19 protein-coding genes are annotated in these 21,157 nt (G+C 47.0%); 8 read left to right on the top strand and 11 right to left on the bottom strand.

Annotated features, from left to right (window positions below; all coding sequences use genetic code 11):
- Nucleotides 1-20 precede the first annotated feature (20 nt).
- Together TW89_RS01370 and TW89_RS01365 are read left to right on the top strand one after the other, a co-directional pair.
- The gene (locus TW89_RS01370; RefSeq protein ID WP_003681131.1) at nt 21-248 is read left to right on the top strand and encodes an exodeoxyribonuclease VII small subunit; all 228 of its coding nucleotides are present in this window, start codon (nt 21-23) and stop codon (nt 246-248) included.
- Nucleotides 232-1,128: a polyprenyl synthetase family protein gene (locus TW89_RS01365; RefSeq protein WP_128580310.1), complete on the top strand. Its 897-nt coding sequence runs from the start codon at nt 232-234 to the stop codon at nt 1,126-1,128. Before TW89_RS01370 ends, TW89_RS01365 begins: the two co-directional genes overlap by 17 nt.
- 156 nt (nt 1,129-1,284) lie before the next feature.
- On the opposite strand, the gene ftsY is transcribed toward TW89_RS01365, so the two are convergent.
- Nucleotides 1,285-2,697, bottom strand: a complete 1,413-nt coding sequence (gene ftsY, locus TW89_RS01360; protein WP_128580309.1) for a signal recognition particle-docking protein FtsY — start codon at nt 2,695-2,697, stop codon at nt 1,285-1,287.
- Nucleotides 2,698-2,842: 145 nt separating this feature from the next.
- Between ftsY and msrAB the strand changes: the two genes are divergently transcribed.
- Entirely contained in the window at nt 2,843-4,411 is a 1,569-nt protein-coding gene (gene msrAB, locus TW89_RS01355; protein ID WP_128580308.1) for a bifunctional peptide-methionine (S)-S-oxide reductase MsrA/peptide-methionine (R)-S-oxide reductase MsrB, read from the top strand.
- A gap of 130 nt (nt 4,412-4,541) precedes the next feature.
- On the opposite strand, the gene purB is transcribed toward msrAB, so the two are convergent.
- Complete coding sequence (purB, locus tag TW89_RS01350; RefSeq protein ID WP_128580307.1) at nt 4,542-5,912, bottom strand: adenylosuccinate lyase; 1,371 nt, start codon at nt 5,910-5,912, stop codon at nt 4,542-4,544.
- Between the two features lie 210 nt (nt 5,913-6,122).
- On the opposite strand from purB, the gene TW89_RS01345 reads away from it, so the two are divergent.
- Nucleotides 6,123-6,563: a surface-adhesin E family protein gene (locus tag TW89_RS01345; RefSeq protein WP_128580306.1), complete on the top strand. Its 441-nt coding sequence runs from the start codon at nt 6,123-6,125 to the stop codon at nt 6,561-6,563.
- Nucleotides 6,564-6,955: 392 nt separating this feature from the next.
- Here the strand turns inward: TW89_RS01345 and TW89_RS01340 are convergent, their stop codons facing one another.
- Both TW89_RS01340 and purD read right to left on the bottom strand, forming a co-directional pair.
- Nucleotides 6,956-7,525: an L-threonylcarbamoyladenylate synthase gene (locus TW89_RS01340; protein WP_128580316.1), complete on the bottom strand. Its 570-nt coding sequence runs from the start codon at nt 7,523-7,525 to the stop codon at nt 6,956-6,958.
- A gap of 69 nt (nt 7,526-7,594) precedes the next feature.
- Complete coding sequence (gene purD / locus TW89_RS01335) at nt 7,595-8,866, bottom strand: phosphoribosylamine--glycine ligase (RefSeq protein WP_128580305.1); 1,272 nt, start codon at nt 8,864-8,866, stop codon at nt 7,595-7,597.
- A 140-nt stretch (nt 8,867-9,006) separates the two neighbouring features.
- Between purD and TW89_RS01330 the strand changes: the two genes are divergently transcribed.
- Entirely contained in the window at nt 9,007-9,318 is a 312-nt protein-coding gene (locus tag TW89_RS01330; protein ID WP_003747758.1) for a DUF4298 domain-containing protein, read from the top strand.
- Between the two features lie 54 nt (nt 9,319-9,372).
- On the opposite strand, the gene TW89_RS01325 is transcribed toward TW89_RS01330, so the two are convergent.
- The 5 genes from TW89_RS01325 to TW89_RS01305 form a co-directional block, all read right to left on the bottom strand.
- Entirely contained in the window at nt 9,373-9,984 is a 612-nt protein-coding gene (locus TW89_RS01325; RefSeq protein ID WP_128580304.1) for an IMPACT family protein, read from the bottom strand.
- 61 nt (nt 9,985-10,045) lie between these two features.
- The gene (locus tag TW89_RS01320; RefSeq protein WP_128580303.1) at nt 10,046-10,978 is read right to left on the bottom strand and encodes an electron transfer flavoprotein subunit alpha/FixB family protein; all 933 of its coding nucleotides are present in this window, start codon (nt 10,976-10,978) and stop codon (nt 10,046-10,048) included.
- A gap of 10 nt (nt 10,979-10,988) precedes the next feature.
- The gene (locus TW89_RS01315) at nt 10,989-11,738 is read right to left on the bottom strand and encodes an electron transfer flavoprotein subunit beta/FixA family protein (RefSeq protein WP_128580302.1); all 750 of its coding nucleotides are present in this window, start codon (nt 11,736-11,738) and stop codon (nt 10,989-10,991) included.
- Between the two features lie 183 nt (nt 11,739-11,921).
- Nucleotides 11,922-12,890, bottom strand: a complete 969-nt coding sequence (gene waaC / locus TW89_RS01310; RefSeq protein WP_128580301.1) for a lipopolysaccharide heptosyltransferase I — start codon at nt 12,888-12,890, stop codon at nt 11,922-11,924.
- Between the two features lie 47 nt (nt 12,891-12,937).
- A complete protein-coding gene (locus tag TW89_RS01305) occupies nt 12,938-13,573 on the bottom strand; it encodes a nicotinamidase (protein ID WP_070646454.1) in 636 nt (211 codons plus the stop codon).
- 170 nt (nt 13,574-13,743) lie between these two features.
- Here TW89_RS01305 and tsaA point away from each other — a divergent pair, with 170 nt between their 5' ends.
- A complete protein-coding gene (gene tsaA / locus TW89_RS01300) occupies nt 13,744-14,418 on the top strand; it encodes a tRNA (N6-threonylcarbamoyladenosine(37)-N6)-methyltransferase TrmO (RefSeq protein ID WP_128580300.1) in 675 nt (224 codons plus the stop codon).
- Between the two features lie 96 nt (nt 14,419-14,514).
- Here the strand turns inward: tsaA and gap are convergent, their stop codons facing one another.
- Nucleotides 14,515-15,519: a type I glyceraldehyde-3-phosphate dehydrogenase gene (gene gap, locus TW89_RS01295; RefSeq protein WP_049335677.1), complete on the bottom strand. Its 1,005-nt coding sequence runs from the start codon at nt 15,517-15,519 to the stop codon at nt 14,515-14,517.
- Between the two features lie 650 nt (nt 15,520-16,169).
- Between gap and lpxC the strand changes: the two genes are divergently transcribed.
- Nucleotides 16,170-17,084, top strand: coding sequence for a UDP-3-O-acyl-N-acetylglucosamine deacetylase (gene lpxC, locus TW89_RS01290; protein ID WP_128580299.1), 915 nt, complete (start codon nt 16,170-16,172; stop codon nt 17,082-17,084).
- Between the two features lie 235 nt (nt 17,085-17,319).
- On the opposite strand, the gene ggt is transcribed toward lpxC, so the two are convergent.
- Nucleotides 17,320-19,089 carry a gamma-glutamyltransferase gene (gene ggt / locus TW89_RS01285; protein ID WP_128580298.1) on the bottom strand — a complete coding sequence of 590 codons (1,770 nt, stop codon included), beginning with the start codon at nt 19,087-19,089 and terminating at the stop codon, nt 17,320-17,322.
- Nucleotides 19,090-19,565: 476 nt separating this feature from the next.
- Here ggt and gnd point away from each other — a divergent pair, with 476 nt between their 5' ends.
- Entirely contained in the window at nt 19,566-21,014 is a 1,449-nt protein-coding gene (gnd, locus tag TW89_RS01280) for a decarboxylating NADP(+)-dependent phosphogluconate dehydrogenase (protein ID WP_128580297.1), read from the top strand.
- The last annotated feature ends 143 nt before the right edge of the window (nt 21,015-21,157 follow it).

Here is a 21,157-nt window from a genome sequence, read left to right as displayed (position 1 = left end):
TCTGCCCATCATTTCAAACCATGAAAAAAAACGCCCCCCAATCCTTTGAAGAAGCCTTATCCCGCCTCGAAACCCTGACCCAGGCCATGCAAAGCAGCGAAATGCCGCTGGAAGACGCCCTGGCCGCCTATCAGGAAGGCAACGAATTGGTCAGATACTGCCAAACCAAATTGGCGGAAGTCGAGCAGAAACTGCAAGTCTTGGATGCCGGCGAACTGAAGGAGTTGAACCTTGAACCCGGCGAATGAACTCAAAACATGGCAGCAAAAAGCCCAAGCGCAAACCGAATTGTTGCTGACGCATTTCTTGCCGTCTGAACGCCAAGTGCCGCATACGCTGCACGAAGCCATGCGTTACGTTACCCTCGGCGGCGGCAAACGGCTGCGCCCGCTCTTGGTGCTTGCCGCGTCCGAATTGGGCGAAGCAAACCAAAATGCCGTTGAGCAGGCGATGGCGGCCATCGAAATGGTGCACGTCTATTCGCTGGTTCACGACGATATGCCGGCGATGGACAACGACAGCCTGCGCCGTGGCAAACCGACCTGCCATGTGCAATACGATGAAGCAACCGCCCTTTTGGTCGGCGATGCGCTGCAAACCCAAGCCTTTGATGTACTGAGCCGTCCGACAGGCCTGCCTGCCGAACGCCAGCTTGCCATGTTGTCCACGCTGGCTCAAGCATCCGGCAGCCTCGGCATGGCGGGCGGACAAGCCATCGACCTGGCCAATGTCGGCAAAGCCATGAATCAGGCCGAACTGGAACAGATGCACAGCCTCAAAACCGGCGCGCTCATCCGCGCGGCCGTAGCCTTAGGCTCACTTTCCTGCCCAGACTTAACACCGGCGCAAATCCAAACCTTAGACCGCTACGCTGCAAAATTGGGCCTGGCTTTCCAAGTGATCGACGATGTATTGGACTGCGAAGCCGATACCGTCACATTGGGCAAAACCGCCGGCAAAGACTCGGACAACGACAAACCGACCTACGTCAAACTGATGGGCCTGCACGCCGCGCGCACTTACGCAGAGACGCTGATTGCAGAAGCCGTTGCCCTGATCGAGCCATTCAGCGACAAAGCCCTGCGCCTGCGCCAACTGGCCGAGTTTGTTACCGCACGGAAAAACTAAACCTGCAAATAAATAAAGGCCGTCTGAAACCTGATTTTAGGTTTCAGACGGCCTTTTTAACAGCCTGTTTGGCTTAGGTATCCCATACCGAATACAGAGCCTTCAAAGTGCATGAAACACCCTGCAAACTTCGTTTACAAGCCTCAGCCTGTCTGTTTAATCCAATAGGGCATCTACAAACGCTTTGGCATTAAACGGACGCAAATCGTCGATGCCTTCGCCTACGCCGATGTAGCGGACAGGAACTGGGCGGTCGGAGGCAAGGGCGGCAAGGATACCGCCTTTGGCCGTACCGTCGAGCTTGGTGACGATAAGGCCGGTCAGACCCAATGCTTCGTCAAAGGCTTTCACTTGGTTGACGGCATTTTGACCGATGTTGGCATCAAGCACGACGATGATTTCATGTGGCGCATCCGGCATGGCTTTTTGCAACACGCGCTTCACTTTTTTGATTTCTTCCATCAAATGAAGCTGCGTCGGCAGACGGCCGGCAGTATCGGCCAGCACGATGTCGATCCCGCGCGCTTTCGCAGCTTGGACGGCATCGAAGCAAACGGCAGCGGAATCGCCCGTAGTTTGCGAAATCACGGTCACATTATTGCGCTCGCCCCAAGCCTGAAGCTGCTCACGCGCGGCGGCACGGAAAGTATCGCCTGCCGCCAGCAATACAGATTTGCCCTGCGCTTGGAAGTATTTGGCCAATTTGCCGATAGATGTGGTTTTGCCTGCGCCGTTGATACCGGCAAGCATAATCACGAAAGGCTCCTTGGTTTCCGGCAAGACCAAAGGCTTCTCCAGAGGCTTAATCAAGTCGTACAGCGCATCCTTCAGCGCGCCGCGCAATTCGTTGCCGTCTTTGAGGCCTTTGAGGCTGACACGGTCGCGCACGTCTTTCATCAAGTATTCGGTGGCTTCCATACCCATATCGCTGGTAATCAGCACGGTCTCCAGCTCTTCGTACAAATCCTCGTCGATTTGTCCGCCGCCGAACACACCGGCCAACGATTTTGCCATTTTGTCGCGTGATTTGGTCAAGCCTTGTTTCAAACGCGCAGCCCAACTAAGCTTGTGTTCTTCTGCCGGAGCAGGGGCTTCAGCCGGTGTTTCCGCAACGGTTTCTTGAACTTGTTCAACAGCCTCGCTGACGGTTTCAACAGCTGCTTCTTTTACCACCTCAGCCTGTTCTGCCACTTCTTCAGCAACCTCAGCCGCTTCAGACGGCATCTCGGCAACAGTTTCCTTTACCTGATCAACAGCCTCACTGACTGTTTCAACAGCCGCTTCTTTTGCCACTTCAACGTGTTCTTCTACTTTTTCGACTGTTTCAGACGGCGTTTCGGTCAAAGCTTCCCGAACCTGCTCGACGGTTTCGCTGACGGTTTCAACAGCCGATTCGATAACTGATTCGACCTGCCCTTTGACGCTTTCTGCTAAAGATTCGGCATCTTCTTTAATATTTTCAACTACTTGAGCAACTTCAGGTTCTACTTTTGCTGCGGTTTCCTGAACTTGAGCCTCCTCAGGAGCCGGAGTTTCCTGTTTTTTCTTGCGACGGAAGAAGCTGAACATTAAATTTTCCTTTTAATTTTAGAAACTTGAAATAGGGAGTATTGTAGCGTATTTTACGTGGCAAGGTCGTCTGAAAATCAAGGTTGTCAGGTTTTGGCATTTCCAACGTCTAACGAGACAAACCATCCATACAGGAAACATAGAGATGAATCCCCGCACATTATTTTCACTTTGCACCAAGTTCGGCTGCCTGCTTGCGCTTGGCGCCTGCTCATCCAAAATAATGGATACCGAAGCCGCAACCGTACCGCAGGTATTGTCCTCGTTGAAAACCCCTGACAACCACCCTGCCAGTGTTTTCCTGAAAAAAGACAAACCCACCCTGATTAAATTTTGGGCAAGTTGGTGTCCTTTGTGTTTGTCCGAGTTGGGACAAACCGAAAAATGGGCGCAAGATACAAAATTCGGTTCTGCCAACCTGATTACCGTTGCCTCGCCCGGTTTTCTGCACGAGAAAAAAGACGGCGACTTTCAAAAATGGTATGCCGGTTTGAACTATCCTAAGCTGCCCGTCGTTACCGACAACGGCGGTACCATCGCTCAAAGCCTGAATATCAGTGTTTACCCTTCGTGGGCATTAATCGGCAAAGACGGCAACGTGCAGCGCATCGTTAAAGGCAGCATCAACGAAGCGCAGGCATTGGCGTTAATCCGCGATCCCGATGCCGATTTAGGCCGTCTGAAAAACACATTTTACAAACCCGACACACAGAAAAAGGATTCAGCAATCATGAATACGCGCACCATCTACCTCGCCGGCGGCTGCTTCTGGGGCTTGGAAGCCTATTTCCAACGCATAGACGGCGTGGTTGACGCAGTATCCGGCTACGCCAACGGCAAAACGGAAAACCCAAGCTACGAAGACGTGTCCTACCGCAATACAGGCCATGCCGAAACCGTCAAAGTCACCTACGATGCCGACAAACTCAGCCTAGACGACATCCTGCAATATTTCTTCCGCGTCGTTGACCCGACCAGCCTCAATAAACAGGGTAACGACATCGGCACGCAATACCGCAGCGGCGTGTACTACACCGACCCCGCCGAAAAAGCCGTCATTGCCGCCGCCCTCAAACGCGAGCAGCAAAAATACCAACAGCCCCTCGTCGTCGAAAACGAGCCGCTGAAAAACTTCTACGACGCCGAGGAATACCATCAGGACTATCTGATTAAAAACCCCAACGGCTACTGCCACATCGATATCCGCAAAGCCGACGAACCGCTGCCGGGCAAAACCAAAGCCGCTCCGCAAGGCAAAGGCTTCGACGCGGCAACGTATAAAAAACCCAGCGCTGCCGAACTCAAACGCCTCCTGACCGAAGAGCAATACCAAGTTACCCAAAACAGCGCGACCGAATACGCCTTCAGCCACGAATACGACCACTTGTTCAAACCCGGCATTTATGTGGACATCGTCAGCGGCGAACCCCTGTTCAGCTCTGCCGACAAATTTGATTCCGGCTGCGGCTGGCCGAGCTTTACCCATCCAATTAATACCTCCGCCGTTACCGAACACGACGATTTCAGCTACAACATGCGCCGCACCGAAGTGCGCAGCCACGCCGCCGATTCGCACTTAGGACACGTCTTCGCCGACGGCCCGAAAGACAAAGGCGGCCTGCGCTATTGCATCAACGGCGCAAGTTTGAAATTCATTCCTTTGGAAGAAATGGACGCCGCCGGCTACGGTGCATTGAAAGACAAAGTGAAATAACGGATTGAATCGAAAAAGGCCGTCTGAAAGAGATTTCAGACGGCCTTTTTAATTTGTCGGATGTAGAGGGTTGGTTTCTTATCTATCAAAAAATCTCAATAACTAAGAAGGTGCGCCCTACAAAATCCTTTTAAATTCGTTTTGCCAACTCTTCGGCTTTGCCCACATACAACGCAGGGGTCAGCTTAAGCAATTTGGCTTTGGCTTCTGCCGGAATTTCCAACGACTCGATAAAGAGTTTCAACACTTCAGGCGTAATGCCGTCTTTACCGCGTGTCAGATCTTTCAGCTTCTCGTAAGGATTGGCCACGCCGTAACGACGCATTACGGTTTGAATCGGCTCGGCCAGCAGCTCCCAAGTGGCGTCCAAATCGGCAGCAAGGGCGGCAGGATTCGGTTCAAGCTTGTTCAGACCGCGCAGATGGGCGGCAAAGCCCAATACGGTATAGCCCACGCCTACGCCCATATTGCGCAATACGGTGCTGTCGGTCAGGTCGCGCTGCCAACGAGAAATCGGCAGTTTTTCAGACAAAAAGCCCAATACGGCATTGGCCATACCAAGGTTGCCTTCGGAATTTTCAAAGTCGATCGGATTAACTTTGTGCGGCATGGTAGAAGAACCGACTTCGCCTGCTTTGACTTTTTGTTTGAAGTAACCCAAAGAAATGTAGCCCCAAACGTCGCGGTTGAAGTCGATCAGAATCGTGTTGACACGGCTGATGGCTTGGAAGAATTCCGCCATATAGTCGTGCGGCTCGATTTGAATGGTGTAGGGGTTGAAGGTCAGGCCGAGGCTGATTTCAACAAAGTTGCGGCAATGGTTTTCCCAATCCACATCGGGATAGGCGACCATATGGGCATTGTAGTTGCCGACTGCGCCATTGATTTTGCCGAGGAACTCTTGAGCTTGCAGGTTTTTAAACTGACGTTGCAGGCGGTACACAACATTGGCGATTTCTTTACCCAGTGTGCTTGGTGTAGCAGGCTGGCCATGCGTGCGGCTCATCATAGGGACGGCAGCCAACTCATGCGCCATGCCGGTCAACTTCTCGATGATTTCGGCCAGTTTCGGCAGCAAAACAGCCTCACGCGCTTCTTGCAGCATTAAAGCGTGGGACAGGTTGTTGATGTCTTCGCTGGTGCAGGCAAAGTGGATGAACTCGCTAGCAGCAGCCACTTCAGGTACGCCGGAGAAGTATTCTTTAAGCCAATATTCGATGGCTTTGACGTCGTGATTGGTGGTCGCCTCAATAGCTTTGACGGCTGCGGCATCTTCAAGCGAGAAGTTTTCGATCACTTTGTCGATTTCAGCAAGCGTAAAATCGCTGAAAGCAGGAACTTCTACAATCTTAGGCTCGGCGGCAAGGGCTTTGAGCCAGTTTAATTCAACTTTGACACGCGCACGCATCAGGCCGTATTCGGAGAAAATCGGACGCAATGCTTCAACGGATTTGGCGTAGCGGCCATCTAATGGGGAAAGTGCAGCGATAGGGTTAATCATGTCGGATCTTCCTATGGGATGAAAACCAAATTGTTTGCAATTATACATGATTTTACACTTCAAGGCCGTCTGAAAGACAGGTTTCAGACGGCCTTTTCAGCGTATTTTTCATAAATTTCTTTTCAGAGGTTCAACTTTGCAAAATCGATTTACGATATATGCCATCTTCACGGATAATATCGACTGACTTTTTGTAAATAATGAGGTTTTATGAATATCAAACGTTTTTCCCTAGCTGCAACCGTATTTGCGGCTTTGATGTTGAGTGCCTGTGAAACAACAACCACATCGAGCAGCAGCGGCAGCTGGACCAACATCGGTACCATCTCAGAAGGCAATATCAAAGTGGCCATTGATAGAAGCAGCATTAAAAGAAATGGCGCACTGGTTACTTTCCGCGATAAAAAAACCGTTTCCAAACTGAAAGAGGAACGTTTCGTCAATACGCCGGCCTATAAAACGGCTATCGGCAGCTGGGAAATTCATTGCTCAAACAAAACCTATCGTCTGGCAGCGCTGCAACTGATGGACGAACACGGCCGGGTGATTTCCAACCAAAGCTATACGCCGACCAGCATCCGCCCAATGAGTGTCATGAGCGGCACGATTACTGAAAAACAATACGAAACTGTGTGTGGACATAAACTTTAATCCACACTTATTCACAAAGTTATCCACAGTTTAAATATTTAAAAGGCCGTCTGAATGCTTTGAATATCAAGTTTCAGACGGCCTTTTTATGTTTTGATGGAAATTTATCTTCAAATTTATCCACAAAATTTGTTTATTCAAAAATAATTTATTACAGCGATTCATTCACGCTCAAAATTTGCTTCATTCTTTGCAAGAGCATTTCACAAAATACTGCTTTCTGCTCTATTTACTGACTTACTATCTGCTTAATCTATCTGTATTTTCAGACTGCTATGCATCAAACCAAACTGAATCTGCGCTAAATGCTTTTCACAAAGGTATTCCACAATCTTTTAGAAAAAATTTGCTTCTCCAAATAAATACCTTTCCTTTGATGATACAACCCTTCTTTAACGCAGCCTTGCCCCTGTTTCTCCGTCAATAATCTGGCTAGGCGTTTTCTGCTTACCTATCAATCCACCTACAACCCAGACTTTCCTGCCAAATTGTCTTCTAACTTCCCTTTCCGTTTTGCACGCCCGTTTGCCTGCACGATTGCATGAAGTAGAGACTAAAGGCATTTCCAAAACCTGACACAAACGCCTTGCACCTGCGTGCGCAGGAACCCTGACAGCCAATTTACTGCGTCCTTTTCCCCGTAACGAAGGCAATACTTTTTTGCCGACCGGCAATAAAAAAGTTTTCGGAGCAGGCCATGCTTCATGCAGCATGGTTTGGATATTTTCAGACGGCCTTTGCAGCAAAGGTTGCAACTGTTCCAAGCTATGGCCAATGACAATCATGCCTTTGTGTTGCGGTCGTTTTTTCAGATGAATCAGTTGATTGAGCGCTTTGGGCAAAGTAGGGATACAGCCCAAGCCATAGCAAGACTCGGTAGGATAGGCGACCAAACCGCCTTTTTTAAGATGCGCCTGCAGCCTGCGTTGGGCTGCGGCCGATAAAATTCTGGGGAACATCATCATACCAAGGCCGTCTAAAACTGCGATTGTCGGACAATCTGTGTTCAGACGGCCTGTTTCTATTCATTATTAACGGTTGATGGCTTTATCGGCAATGTCCTTACGGTATTGCATACCGTCAAAACGGATAGTTTCCAATGCCTCATAAGCCTTGCTCTTAGCTTGCGCAACATCATCGCCCAAACCGACTACACACAACACACGGCCGCCGTTGGTTACAACTTCGCCTTTTTCATTCGTTGCAGTACCGGCATGGAAAACTTTACCGATTTGATTGGCTTTATCCAAGCCGAAGATCACATCGCCTTTTTTCGGAGAGTCAGGATAATTTTGTGCAGCCAACACCACGCCTACTGCAGTCTGCGGATTCCATTCGGCAGCAACACTATCCAGTTTGCCGTCGATTGCCGCTTCAACCAAGTCCACCAAATCGCTATCCAAACGGCTCATAATCGGCTGGGTTTCAGGGTCGCCGAAGCGGCAGTTGAATTCGATGGTATAAGGCGCACCGGTTTTATCAATCATCAAGCCCGCATATAAAAAGCCGGTAAATTCATGACCTTCTGCTTTCATACCGGCCACGGTCGGCAAAATAATTTCATTCATCGCGCGCTCGTACACATCAGGCGTTACCACCGGAGCAGGGCTGTATGCGCCCATACCGCCGGTATTAGGGCCTTTGTCGTCATCCAGAAGGCGTTTATGGTCTTGACTGGTTGCCATCGGTAAAACATGATTGCCGTCCACCATAACGATAAAGCTCGCTTCCTCGCCTTGCAGGAAATCTTCAATTACAACACGCGCGCCTGCATTACCCATTTTATTGCCCAACAACATATCGTCAATGGCAGCATGGGCTTCATCCAAAGTCATGGCCACAATCACGCCTTTACCGGCAGCCAAACCATCCGCTTTAATAACAATCGGCGCACCTTTTTGGTTGACGTAATCATGTGCCGCATCGGCATTTTCAAAGGTTTGGTATTGCGCGGTTGGAATCTTATATTTTGCCATAAATGCTTTAGCAAAATCTTTTGAACTCTCCAGTTGGGCCGCGTATTGAGTCGGGCCAAAAATCTTCAATCCGGCAGCACGGAAGTCATTCACCACACCCGCAGCCAAAGGAGCTTCAGGGCCGACCACGGTAAAGGCAATATTTTCATTACGGCAAAAATAAATCAAATCTTGATGCGCCGTCAATGCCACATTCTGCAGTTTAGGCTCAATTGCCGTTCCAGCATTACCAGGTGCAACAAAGACAGTTTCTACTTTAGACGACTGCGCCAATTTCCAAGCCAGTGCGTGTTCACGTCCACCATTACCAATAACGAGCAATTTCATACCATCTCCTTGAAGAATAGATGTTGTAAATAAAATTTAATCAATGGAATATTGTTCCATCTTGCATAGCTGTTTCAAATTAAGAATAATATTGCACCAAGACAACCATACTCTAATTTCAAACAACGAAAGGACAAATCATGCAAAAACGTATTGATGAAATTCAAAGCAAATACCGCGAATGGTGCGAATTACTGCCGCAACTGGAAGCAGATATCGCCCGCTGGAAACATGCTGCAAGCCTCATGCAAGACATGGATGACTTCTATACCAACGAATACCAAGCATGCCATCAAGCCATTGAAGAAGGGGCAGATGTTGATTTGCGTACACAGGGCGAATACAGCATTATGAGCGAAGATGCCCTATGGAACGCACTAGGGGAATTTCATCAACTGGCTTGGGAACACCTGCGCTCAAGCGTAAATGCTCTAGACAGATACCAAGGCTAAAACATCAAAGGCCGTCTGAATCTTTTGATTTCTCAAATATGTTCAGACGACCTTTTATTCAAACGGCTTCTCAGTATCTACTTCAATTTGGCGCGTATTTTTCCAAGCAGCAATACAAGCTTCATAATCGGCCAATGCTATTTTCACTGTCAACTTACAATCCAGCTGCAAATCCTGTTCCACAATATCGGCCTGATATTGTTTGGCAATCCGTATAGCCTCATTCAAAACAGGATATTCACACTTCAACCAAACTGTCTTTTCGACATTCTTTTCAACAACTTCAGCTATCGCCAATGCCTGAGCTGTTGATTCCTTATAAGCATGAATCAAACCAGGAACACCCAATAACGTACCGCCAAAATAGCGTACAACCACAACTAACACATCAGTTACGCCGACAGAATCAATCTGTCCCAAAATAGGGCGGCCTGCGCTTCCGGACGGTTCTCCATCATCGTTTGCGCGAAACTGCATTCCATCCACACCCAATCGATAGGCGTAGCACCAATGTCGTGCCTTGTGATGCTCTTCCTTTAATGGGTCGAGATATTTCTTCACATCGGCCAAAGTGCGGATCGGATAGGCGTATGCAATGAAGCGGCTGCCTTTATCTTTAAATTCAGCCTGTGTCGGTGTGATAATGGTTTTATAGGTCGTAATCATGCCAAAATATTTTCAGACGGCCTTTGTTATAAAAGGCCGTCTGAACGTTTCACGTGAAACATTAGTTTTTCAGTGCTTCAGTCAGTTGAGGCACAACTTCAAACAAATCACCAACCAAGCCGTAATCTGCCACATTGAAAATAGGCGCATCAGCATCTTTGTTGATGGCAACAATTACTTTACTGTCTTGCATACCGGCAACGTGCTGGATAGCTCCGGAAATACCGATAGCGAAGTACAGTTGCGGCGCAACCACTTTACCGGTTTGTCCGACTTGGGCATCGTTTGGCGCATACTCGGCATCCACTGCCGCACGGGAAGCACCAATCGCGGCACCCAAAACATCCGCCAATGGAGTCAACACTTCATTGAATTTCTCAGCACTGCCCAATGCACGCCCACCGGAAACAATCACTTTTGCCTGAGTCAATTCAGGGCGGTCAGACTGGGAAAGTTGACGGTTTACGAAACGGCTCAGGTTTTGAGCAGGCGTTGCCTCAACATTGACCACTTCTGCATTACCGCCTTGTCCGGCAGCATCAAATGCGGTTGCACGGAAAGTCAGCACCAGTTTTTCAGAATTGGATTGAACGGTTTCAAATGCATTACCGGCATAAATCGGACGGACAAATGTCGAGTTATCCACAACTTCGGTTAAATCCGAAACTTGTGGCACATCCAACAGGGCAGCTACTCGGGGCAACAGATTTTTACCAAACGCAGTTGCAGTTGCAGCCACATAGCGGTAATCCGCAGCCAGTTTAACAACCAAAGGCGCTAATTCTTCTGCCAAACCTTCGGCGAAATAGGGTGCATCGGCTACCAAAACTTTCGCCACGCCTGCAACCTGTTTCGCCTCTTCAACCACCACAGCAACATTACTACCGGCAACCAATAAATCTATATTACCCAATTTGGCGGCAGCCGTTACCGCATGCAAAGTGGCAGGATTCAAATGTTGGTTATTATGTTCCGCAATAATCAATACGCTCATTTCATACTCCTTAGATCACTTTGGCTTCGTTTTTCAGCTTTTCAACCAACTCGACAACATCAGCCACTTTTACACCGGCTTGACGTGCTTTAGGTTCGGCAAATTTCACGGTATTCAAACGCGGAGAAATATCCACAGCCAAATCGGCAGGACTTAATTTTTCCAAAGGCTTTTTCTTTGCCGCCATGATATTAGGAAGTTTGACAAAACGTGGTTCGTTCAAACGCAAATCTGCACTGATGACCGCAGGCAGCTCCAATGCAACAGTCTCTTCACCGCCATCAATTTCACGGGTTACCAATGCCTCTTCGCCTTCAATTTGCACTTTTGATGCAAAAGTACCTTGAGCCGCATTCAACAACGCAGCCAGCATTTGGGCAACTTGGTTGGCGTCATCGTCAATTGCCTGTTTACCCAGCAGTAAAATTTGCGGATTTTCTTTATCCGCTACAGCTTTCAGCAATTTCGCAACGGCCAAAGGCTCCAACTTCGCATCAGTTTCAACATGAACCGCACGGTCGGCACCCATCGCCAAAGCTGTACGCAACGTCTCTTCGCATTTTTTCTCGCCAAGAGAAACAGCAACAATCTCGCTTACTTTTCCGGCTTCTTTCAAACGGACAGCTTCTTCTACCGCGATTTCATCAAACGGGTTCATCGACATTTTGACATTACCGATATCCACATCGGAACCATCGGCTTTCACACGAACTTTGACGTTGTAGTCCACTACGCGCTTTACTGCGACCAGTGCTTTCATTCAATTCTCCTAAAAAGAATGCCCATCAAATCAAGCATACTGCTTTTGATACATTCTTTATATAAAATCCAATTCGGTTTTCCCAACATGACAAAACCAAATTTGTATAAATCTTGGCAAATAGAGCGGAATTATATCATTTCTAAAGCATTTACTCAGAAAATAAATCCAACTCCCCAGCAATTATTTACCGTATGCTGCAACACAATCCATCAAGGTTTGATAAACCTCGTCAACATTGGGAATTTGAGCAATACCGCCTAAATTTTTTGCATAAGCCGAAACTTGAACGCCGGTCTTGGCCGGATCTGTATCTGTATAAATTCCTACAACAGGCTTTTCCAATGCATTGGCAAGATGCAGCAGTCCGGTATCTACGCCAATAATACCCTCTGCGTTTTTCAATAAAAATGCAGCCTGTAATAAATTCATTTTGTCGCAAACCAAAGCAAACGGTAAATCGCTTGCAATCTGTTCGGCACGCATTTTTTCGGTTTCATTTCCCCACGGCAGATATACATTGCATTGTTGTTCTTCATTCAACTTTTTCAATAATGCACGCCAGTGTTCTACCGGCCATAATTTACTGTCTCGACTGGTTGCATGCAAAGCAACGTAATAGGGAGATTGCAAATTTTTCAGACGGCCTAATTCAGGAACCGACAAACCAAATACCTGCGTCTCAGGCATTGTATAACCAAATACTTGGGCGAATAATTCACGGTTTCGCCAGACCGCATTTTTGCCTTTCGGCACGGCAAATGTTTTACTGTATGCAAAGGCAGCCAAACTTTCACGCGTGCTGTGTTTATCTAAACCGTAAATAGGGGATTTCGCCATTTTGGCAAAGCATGCGCTTTTAATCAGTCCTTGACTATCTAAAACAAAATCAAAAGATTCAGCCTGTAAATCCGTTTTCAGACGGCCTATTTCACGCCACGTTTCAGCCTGAAAAAGGTGTTTGCGCCACTGCCGCCATTTCATTACATGAACCTTTTTGACAAAAGGATGTAAGCGGGCAATATCTGCAAACCCTGCCTCACACAGCCAATGGAGCTCTACCTCAGGACATTGTCGCGCCAAATCTTCAACTGCGGGCAACGTATGAATTAAATCGCCCATACTGGACAAGCGGACAAGTAAAATCTTCATATTTTGGAAAATGTTTCACGTGAAACAACAGAATTTAAAAATATAATTTATTGATTATTAATGTATTTTCTTATTTCTTCGGCGTTTTCTAAAATAATAGCCCCGGCAGAATGCATTTCCTGCCATGCAGATTCAACCGTTTCCGGAGCAATACCGCGGCAAGCCGCCTGATTGACAATGACTTTCCAAGCTCCGCCTTTAAGCAACTGTAAAACCGTTGTTTTCACACAATAATCCGTTGCCAAACCGCCGACAATAACTGTATCTGCATTTTGACAGCGCAACCATTCGATCAAACCTGTACTGAGCTTTTCTTCAATATCGTGAAAACATGCGCCGTAAGGATGTAACTCAGGATCAATGCCTTTCCAAACACAATAATCGTATTCCTTGGCTGAAGGCAGGCCATCCAACAATTCATAGCCATATGTTCCAACCATCGCATGTGACACCCAAGTCAAATCCGCATCGGGTAAACCCGTCGGTTTTAACATATCAACAGGATTATCCACAAGCCATTTTGCCGCAACATGATGCGCATCTTTCGTCATCACGCGTAAATCCGCCAATGCAGCTTGGGCATTGAGTTCATCCGCAATCAGATGACCTTCGGCAACAGGCAATTCTTTCGGACACAAAGGCGTAAACGTTTTTTGTGCATCTACATCGATAGAAACAATCATGGATTAATATAACCTATTGATTTTATTTTAAATAATTTAAATTATTCATTTATTGCCAATGTACGGACATTTGGAATAAATGCTTTGTATTATAACAAATTACTACCGCAAAATGTGGGAAAACATCTGTGATATGATGACAGTTTACACAGAATATTTATCCTCAGATTATGTCCTATTCGATTACGCCTATTGCAACCGTTCATTCTCCCTACAAACAAAAATTCGGCATTGCCCGCCAACCCGGTTTGGTTCCTGCGGCAGAAATTTGCATTGAACTTACTTCTGAATTTACCGCAGACAGCGTTCGGGGCTTGGAAGATTTCGACTATGTGTGGATAAGTTTTATTTTCCACGGCGTATTGGATGAAGGTTGGGCGCAAATGGTGCGTCCGCCACGACTCGGAGGCAAACAAAAAATGGGCGTATTTGCCACGCGCAGCCCGCACCGCCCCAATCATCTCGGTTTATCCCTACTGAAACTCGAACGCATCGAAACAGGCAAACCTGTCCGCATCTATTGCAGCGGTGCAGACCTATTGGACGGTACTCCGGTAGTGGATATCAAACCCTACATCCCGTTTGTCGAATCCAAACCTGACGCATCATCAGGCTTTGTCAGCGGCAAACCTGAAGAATTGAACGTTGTTTGGGCAGAAAGTACGCTTGCGGAACATTTATCCACAGAAGAAAAACATCTCATTGAACAAAGCATCGCCCAAGATCCTCGCCCTGCCTATCAAGATATTCCCGAACGTATTTATGTGATGAATATTGCGGATTATGAAGTACAGTTTAGGATAGAAAACAAATGTGCCACAGTGATTAAACTATCCACAATCTGAATTACCAATTGAATCTATCTACAAACAAAAGGCCGTCTGAAATGTTCAGACGGCCTTTTAATTATCCACAGACTGATTGATTCAGCCTGTTATCCTTTAGATTTTGCTGGCAAAAAATTCCAAGGTACGAACCAATTGGCAAGTGTAAGACATTTCATTGTCGTACCAAGCAACAGTTTTCACCAATTGTTTGTCACCAACTGTCATCACGCGGGTTTGAGTCGCATCGAAGAGTGAGCCGTATTCAATACCGATAACGTCGGAAGAAACGATTTGATCTTCAGTGTAGCCTAAAGCATCGTTGGCGGCAGCTTTCATGGCTGCATTGATTTCTTCTTTGGTAACAGGGCGTTCGAGAACAGAAACCAGTTCGGTCAAAGAGCCGGTAGCAACAGGAACGCGTTGGGCAGAACCATCAAGTTTGCCGTTCAATTCAGGGATAACCAAGCCGATGGCTTTAGCGGCACCGGTACTGTTCGGTACGATATTCAATGCAGCGGCACGGGCGCGTCGGAAGTCGCCTTTGCGGTGTGGTGCATCAAGGGTGTTTTGGTCGCCGGTATAAGCGTGGATGGTGGTCATCAGGCCTTCAACAATACCGAATTCTTTTTGCAATACCGCAGCCATAGGGGCCAGACAGTTAGTCGTACAAGAAGCGGCGGAGATAACGGTTTCACTGCCGTCCAAAATATCTTGGTTTACGCCGTATACAACGGTTTTCACATCATTGCCGCCAGGTGCAGAAATCACAACTTTGCGCGCACCGGCACGGATATGGGCTTCCGCTTTGGTTTTATTGGTAAAGAAACCAGTACATTCGAGGACAACGTCCACACCCAGCTCGCCCCAAGGCAATTCTTCAGGATTAGGATTGGCAAATACTTTGATTTCTTTGCCGTTAACAACAATAGCGTCGTCTTTCAATTCGGCAGAGCCTTCAAAGCGGCCTTGAGTACTGTCGTATTTGAAGAGGTGCAACAGCATGTCGGCAGGAGTCAAGTCGTTAACAGCAACGACTTCGATACCTTGGGCTTTTTCAATTTGACGCAATGCCAGACGACCGATACGGCCAAAACCATTAATCGCTACTTTAATACTCATTTTGCTACTCCTATTAGATGGAATGGGAAAAATTTCTCAGTGAGGCCATTGTATCCTGAAATAAAATTACTTTCTAGGATTTCAGATGATTACTTTTAAGTTGTTTGATTTAAATAAAGAAAACATGAAATTCTTGTTTGTAGGAAAATATCAGGTAAATCGAATCAGACTTAGCTTTTGATATTTTATTTCATAAAAACCATTTTCCAATCTTAAAATTTTCATAAGTTTATGAAAATCATAAACTTAGTTCTATTTCTCCATATTTTGCCATTTTTGTGTTGATAATTCAGTGTTTTCTTCAAATCATAATATTTTAATTTTTAAAATGACGATTTTGATGAAGAACCAAACTATCTGTGGATAACGGAATAACTTTCTTTAAAACCAATTTGATAATTCCTTTTTATCTTTGAGGCCAACCTCAACTGAATACCGGAATAAAAAAGGATAGAATCTTAGTTTCCTTATTTATCTGTGGATAAAATACAAATTACCCACTTTAATTTCACATGCTATTGTGGATAATTAAAATTTTGAAATTCTCACCCGCAAAACATCCATATTGGCAAATACTATTAAAAATGATGGCCTGTTTTTTCCTTTTTAACGTATCATTTGCCCATCAGACTTTTTAAAAGGAAGCAATTATGCTGCAACGGACTTTAGCCAAATCAGTAAGCGTTACCGGCGTCGGCCTGCATTCGGGCGAAAGGGTCGCTCTGACTTTGCATCCTGCCGAAGAAAACAGCGGTATTTCGTTCCGCCGTACTGATTTAAGTGGGGAAATGGGCGAAGTAATCAAATTGAATCCTTATTTGATCAATGATACCCGCCTCTCTTCAACCATCGTTACCGATAAAGGCGTACGCATCGGCACGATTGAACACATTATGTCGGCTCTGTCTGCCTACGGCATCGATAATGCCTTGATTGAATTGAACGCGCCTGAAATTCCGATTATGGACGGCTCCGGTCTGCCGTTTATTTACCTTTTACAAGATGCAGGCGTGGTAGATCAAAAAGCCCAAAAACGTTTTTTGAGAATCCTCAAACCCGTTGAAATCAAAGAAACCGGAAAATGGGTACGCTTTACGCCTTATGACGGCTTTAAAGTTACTTTAACCATCGAATTTGACCATCCCGTATTCAACCGCAGCGCACCTACTTTCGAGATTGATTTTGCAGGAAAATCCTATATCGATGAGATTGCCCGCGCCCGTACCTTCGGCTTTATGCACGAAGTGGAAATGATGCGCGCCCACAATCTCGGACTGGGCGGCAATTTGAACAACGCCATCGTGATTGACGACATGGATGTTTTGAATCCGGAAGGTTTGCGCTATCCCGATGAATTTGTCCGCCACAAAATCCTTGATGCGATTGGCGATTTGTATATCGTCGGACACCCGATTATCGGCGCATTTGAAGGTTACAAATCAGGCCATGCCATCAATAATGCGCTGTTGCGTGCCGTTTTGGCAGATGAAAGTGCTTACGAATGGGTTGAGTTTGCCGATAACGAAGACTTGCCCAGCGCTTTTCACGAGCTGCCGGCAGCCTAATAGAAATAGATAAAGCAATCCAATGAAAAGGCCGTCTGAAAGGTTCAGACGGCCTAAATTATGTCGTTTTCCACAAGTAATTATCCACATATCCATCCTTTTTATCTTATTGAAAAATAAAAATATTAAAATTTAACGTTATTCTTATACACATCTTATCCATATTTTTTCCCAAACTAAAAGGCCGTCTGAACAACTAGGTTTCAGACGGCCTTTTTCAGTCAAACCGACAATATCAATCGCCCATGACCTTGCCTTCACGGCGCGGGTCGGCGCCTCCGAGCAAACCGTCTTTGCCGATCACAATGCCTTGTACGCCGGAATTCAAATCGCGGATTTGGACTTTGTAGCCCAGTTTTTCCAAGACTGCCTCTTTATCTGCTGCAGCAGTTTTTTCCTCGATTTCATACTGACTGCCACGATTTAGCATATTCGGCAGTGAAATTGCCGTCTGAATGTCCATACCCCAGTCGATATGCGCCACCAACGTTTTAGCAACGAAACCGATAATACGGCTGCCACCCGGCGAACCGACCGCCATATAAGGCTTACCGTCTTTCATCACAATAGTCGGCGCCATCGAAGAACGCGGCCGTTTGCCGCCCGCCACGCTGTTGGCAACGGTTTTACCGTCCGTGCCGACAGGGTTGAAAGCGAAATCGGTCAATTCATTGTTGAGCAGATAGCCGTTTGCCATCAGCCCCGAGCCAAACGCGTTTTCAATCGAAGTCGTCATCGATACAACGTTGCCGTCTTTATCCACAACCACCAAATGGCTGGTGGACGGCAGCTCGACCGCCATGCCTTGCGCGTATTCCTTGCCGAACTTGCCTGCTTGAATAGTTTCCAATGCCTTGTCGGATTGGCGGATTTCTTCAGCACGCGGTTTCAAATAAGCCTGAGAAATCATAGCGCGGGTCGGAACATTCACAAACGCAGGATCGCCGACATAATAATCACGGTCGGCAAAAGCAATCCGCGACGCGTCGCCTATCCAGCGCCAACTGTGGATATTTTCCGATCCCAACGCCCTCATATCCTGATTCTGCAATACGCCCAAAATCTGCCCCAAAGCAATTGCGCCGGAACTTGGCGCGCCCATACCGCAAACTTCATATTCACGATACGGCGCACAAACCGGTTGACGCTCGATAACTTGATAGTTTTTCAAATCCGCCATGCTGATTTTGCCGGGATTATCCACAGCACCGGTAACGGCACGGACAATATTTTGCGCCTGCATTCCCTGATAAAACGGCGCACTGCCTTTTTCCGCCAACAGGCGCACAGAACGCGCAAATTCAGGATTTTTCAAAACCGTTCCTGCAGCCAAAGGTTTGCCGTCAGGCAGGAAGTAAGCGGCGGTTTGCGGATAACGTTGCAAGGGGTCCAAATTTTGCTCGATGGATTTCGCCATACGCGGAGAAACGGCAAAACCTTGTTCTGCCAAAGTAATCGGTTTCTCAAACAAACTTGCCCACGGTAATTTTCCGTAACGCTTATAGACATCTTCCAGCAGCTTCGGAATCCCCGGCACACCGACCGAACGGCCGCCAACGACAGCTTTCATAAAGCCCATCGGTTTGCCGTTTTCGTCCAAGAAAAGTTCCGGCGTTGCCGCTTTTGGCGCTGTTTCACGGGCATCAAACGTCGTCAGCTTTTTCGCCTTATTGTCCCAATACACCAAAAACGCACCGCCGCCCAATCCGGAAGATTGCGGCTCAACCAGTCCCAAAGTTGTCTGCATGGCAATCATCGCATCTATCGCACTGCCGCCGCGCTTCAAAATTTCATAACCGGCTTCAGTTGCCAACGGATTGGCAGACGCCGCCATATAATGTTTGGCGCGGATTAACTTCTGCTCCGTCAGCCCTGTTCCTTGCTCCGGCGCATGGTTATCCACAGATACGGAGGGCAGGGCAACTTGAGGTTTTTGAACCGGCTGTTGCGCACAAGCGGCCAAAATTAAAATGGATAACAGGTTAATACTAAAGGAAAACTTCATATTTACACCCTTATTGACATATTTTCAGACGGCCTTTTCCCAGCTTAAACAAAAGGAAATATGAAAATAGTTTGAAATAAAAAACCATTTGACTATTTCTCTAGTCAATCAGTTCCGATTGGAGAAGTATAAAACAAGCTAAGATTGTGCACAGGCAAAAAGTTACCCACAGAATGAAGCAGCAGGAAAATTTTATCCACATCTGCAAACAAGACTGACCATACTTTATCCTCATCAAAAAATATCAGCTAAGTATTTGAAAATATTTTGTAATACAAGTTATCAACAAGCGGTATCAGCACTCAATATCATCTTCTATTTATTATTTAAAATCTTATTTATAATTTGTTTTCCCAAAGGCCGTCTGAAACGTAAAGGCATCTTTTCAAAAAATTAAAAAGTTAAGGATTGTTAAAAAGTTGTAAATCAGCTAGAGTTACGCTTGATAAATTTAATCAATAATGGAGTTTCACCAAATGAAAGGCGACATTGGCGTTATCGGCCTTGCCGTGATGGGGCAAAACCTGATTCTCAACATGAACGACAATGGTTTTAAAGTTGTCGCATTCAACCGTACGACCAGCAAAGTAGATGATTTTTTAAACGGCGCAGCCAAAAATACCAATATTATCGGCGCATATTCACTGCAAGATCTGGTTGATAAATTAGAAAAACCACGCAAAATCATGATGATGGTTCGTGCTGGTTCTGTCGTGGACGATTTTATCGAGCAACTCGTTCCGCTTTTGGACGAAGGTGACATCATTATTGATGGCGGCAATGCCAACTATCCTGATTCTACTCGCCGTACACATGAGCTGGCTGCAAAAGGCATCCGCTTCATCGGTGCTGGTGTATCCGGCGGTGAAGAAGGTGCGCGTCACGGCCCTTCTATCATGCCCGGCGGCGACGAAGCCGCATGGCCTGCTGTTAAGCCGATTTTCCAAGCCATCTCCGCCAAAACGCCTCAAGGCGAGCCTTGCTGCGACTGGGTCGGCCGCGACGGCGCGGGTCACTTCGTCAAAATGGTGCACAACGGCATCGAATACGGCGATATGCAGTTGATTTGCGAAGCGTACCAGTTCATGAAAGACGGTTTGGGTCTGTCTTATGACGAAATGCACCAAATCTTCAACGAGTGGAACAAAACCGAACTGGATTCTTATCTGGTCGAAATTACCGCCGCGATTTTGGGTTACAGAGATGAAAACGGCGAACCTTTGGTCGAAAAAATCCTCGATACCGCAGGTCAAAAAGGTACAGGCAAATGGACCGGCATCAATGCCCTCGATTTGGGTATCCCGTTGACCCTGATTTCCGAAGCCGTGTTTGCACGTTGCGTGTCCGCGTTTAAAGACCAACGCATCCAAGCAAACAGCCTGTTTGGCAAAACCATTACCCCGATTGAAGGCGACAAAGCCGTATGGGTGGATGCTTTGCGTCAAGCCCTGTTGGCGTCCAAAATTATTTCTTATGCACAAGGCTTTATGCTCATCCGCGAAGCCAGCGAAAACAATGATTGGGCATTGAATTACGGCAACACCGCCCTTCTGTGGCGCGAAGGCTGCATCATCCGCAGCGCGTTCTTGGGCAACATCCGCGACGCATACGAGGCCAATCCTGATTTGGTCTTCTTGGGTTCCGATCCTTATTTCAAAGGCGTATTGGAAATCTGTCTGCCTGCATGGCGTAAAGTGGTGGCCAAAGCGATCGAGTGCGGTATTCCGATGCCTTGCATGGCTTCTGCCATTACCTTCCTTGACGGCTACACTTCCGAGCGTCTGCCGGCCAACCTACTGCAAGCGCAACGCGACTACTTCGGCGCGCACACTTACGAGCGTACCGACAAACCGCGCGGCGAGTTCTTCCATACCAACTGGACAGGCAAGGGCGGCGATACCGCTTCAACCACATACGATATTTAATTTGCCTGAGCAAACAAAAGGCCGAGACCTTTGCAAAATTCCCCAAAATCCCCTAAATTCCCACCAAGACATTTAGGGGATTTCTCATGAGCACCTTCTTCCAGCAAACCGCACAAGCCATGATCGCCAAACACATCGACCGT

The organism is Neisseria flavescens (genome assembly GCF_001618065.1).
Classification (GTDB): domain Bacteria; phylum Pseudomonadota; class Gammaproteobacteria; order Burkholderiales; family Neisseriaceae; genus Neisseria; species Neisseria flavescens_A.
Note: the sequence above shows the minus strand (reverse complement) of the source record. Positions and strands in the feature narration are given on the sequence as shown.

What these genes read in the sequence shown, in the direction of transcription:
- TW89_RS01330 (WP_003747758.1), top strand. Translation starts at nt 9,007, where the DNA reads ATGCAAAAACGTATTGATGAAATTCAAAGCAAATACCGCGAATGGTGC.
- TW89_RS01320 (WP_128580303.1), bottom strand. Translation starts at nt 10,978, where the DNA reads ATGAGCGTATTGATTATTGCGGAACATAATAACCAACATTTGAATCCT.
- waaC (WP_128580301.1), bottom strand. Translation starts at nt 12,890, where the DNA reads ATGAAGATTTTACTTGTCCGCTTGTCCAGTATGGGCGATTTAATTCAT.
- TW89_RS01325 (WP_128580304.1), bottom strand. Translation starts at nt 9,984, where the DNA reads ATGATTACGACCTATAAAACCATTATCACACCGACACAGGCTGAATTT.
- gnd (WP_128580297.1), top strand. Translation starts at nt 19,566, where the DNA reads ATGAAAGGCGACATTGGCGTTATCGGCCTTGCCGTGATGGGGCAAAAC.
- ggt (WP_128580298.1), bottom strand. Translation starts at nt 19,089, where the DNA reads ATGAAGTTTTCCTTTAGTATTAACCTGTTATCCATTTTAATTTTGGCC.
- TW89_RS01370 (WP_003681131.1), top strand. Translation starts at nt 21, where the DNA reads ATGAAAAAAAACGCCCCCCAATCCTTTGAAGAAGCCTTATCCCGCCTC.
- lpxC (WP_128580299.1), top strand. Translation starts at nt 16,170, where the DNA reads ATGCTGCAACGGACTTTAGCCAAATCAGTAAGCGTTACCGGCGTCGGC.
- TW89_RS01345 (WP_128580306.1), top strand. Translation starts at nt 6,123, where the DNA reads ATGAATATCAAACGTTTTTCCCTAGCTGCAACCGTATTTGCGGCTTTG.
- purD (WP_128580305.1), bottom strand. Translation starts at nt 8,866, where the DNA reads ATGAAATTGCTCGTTATTGGTAATGGTGGACGTGAACACGCACTGGCT.
- tsaA (WP_128580300.1), top strand. Translation starts at nt 13,744, where the DNA reads ATGTCCTATTCGATTACGCCTATTGCAACCGTTCATTCTCCCTACAAA.
- TW89_RS01340 (WP_128580316.1), bottom strand. Translation starts at nt 7,525, where the DNA reads ATGATGTTCCCCAGAATTTTATCGGCCGCAGCCCAACGCAGGCTGCAG.
- gap (WP_049335677.1), bottom strand. Translation starts at nt 15,519, where the DNA reads ATGAGTATTAAAGTAGCGATTAATGGTTTTGGCCGTATCGGTCGTCTG.
- msrAB (WP_128580308.1), top strand. Translation starts at nt 2,843, where the DNA reads ATGAATCCCCGCACATTATTTTCACTTTGCACCAAGTTCGGCTGCCTG.
- TW89_RS01305 (WP_070646454.1), bottom strand. Translation starts at nt 13,573, where the DNA reads ATGATTGTTTCTATCGATGTAGATGCACAAAAAACGTTTACGCCTTTG.
- purB (WP_128580307.1), bottom strand. Translation starts at nt 5,912, where the DNA reads ATGATTAACCCTATCGCTGCACTTTCCCCATTAGATGGCCGCTACGCC.
- ftsY (WP_128580309.1), bottom strand. Translation starts at nt 2,697, where the DNA reads ATGTTCAGCTTCTTCCGTCGCAAGAAAAAACAGGAAACTCCGGCTCCT.
- TW89_RS01315 (WP_128580302.1), bottom strand. Translation starts at nt 11,738, where the DNA reads ATGAAAGCACTGGTCGCAGTAAAGCGCGTAGTGGACTACAACGTCAAA.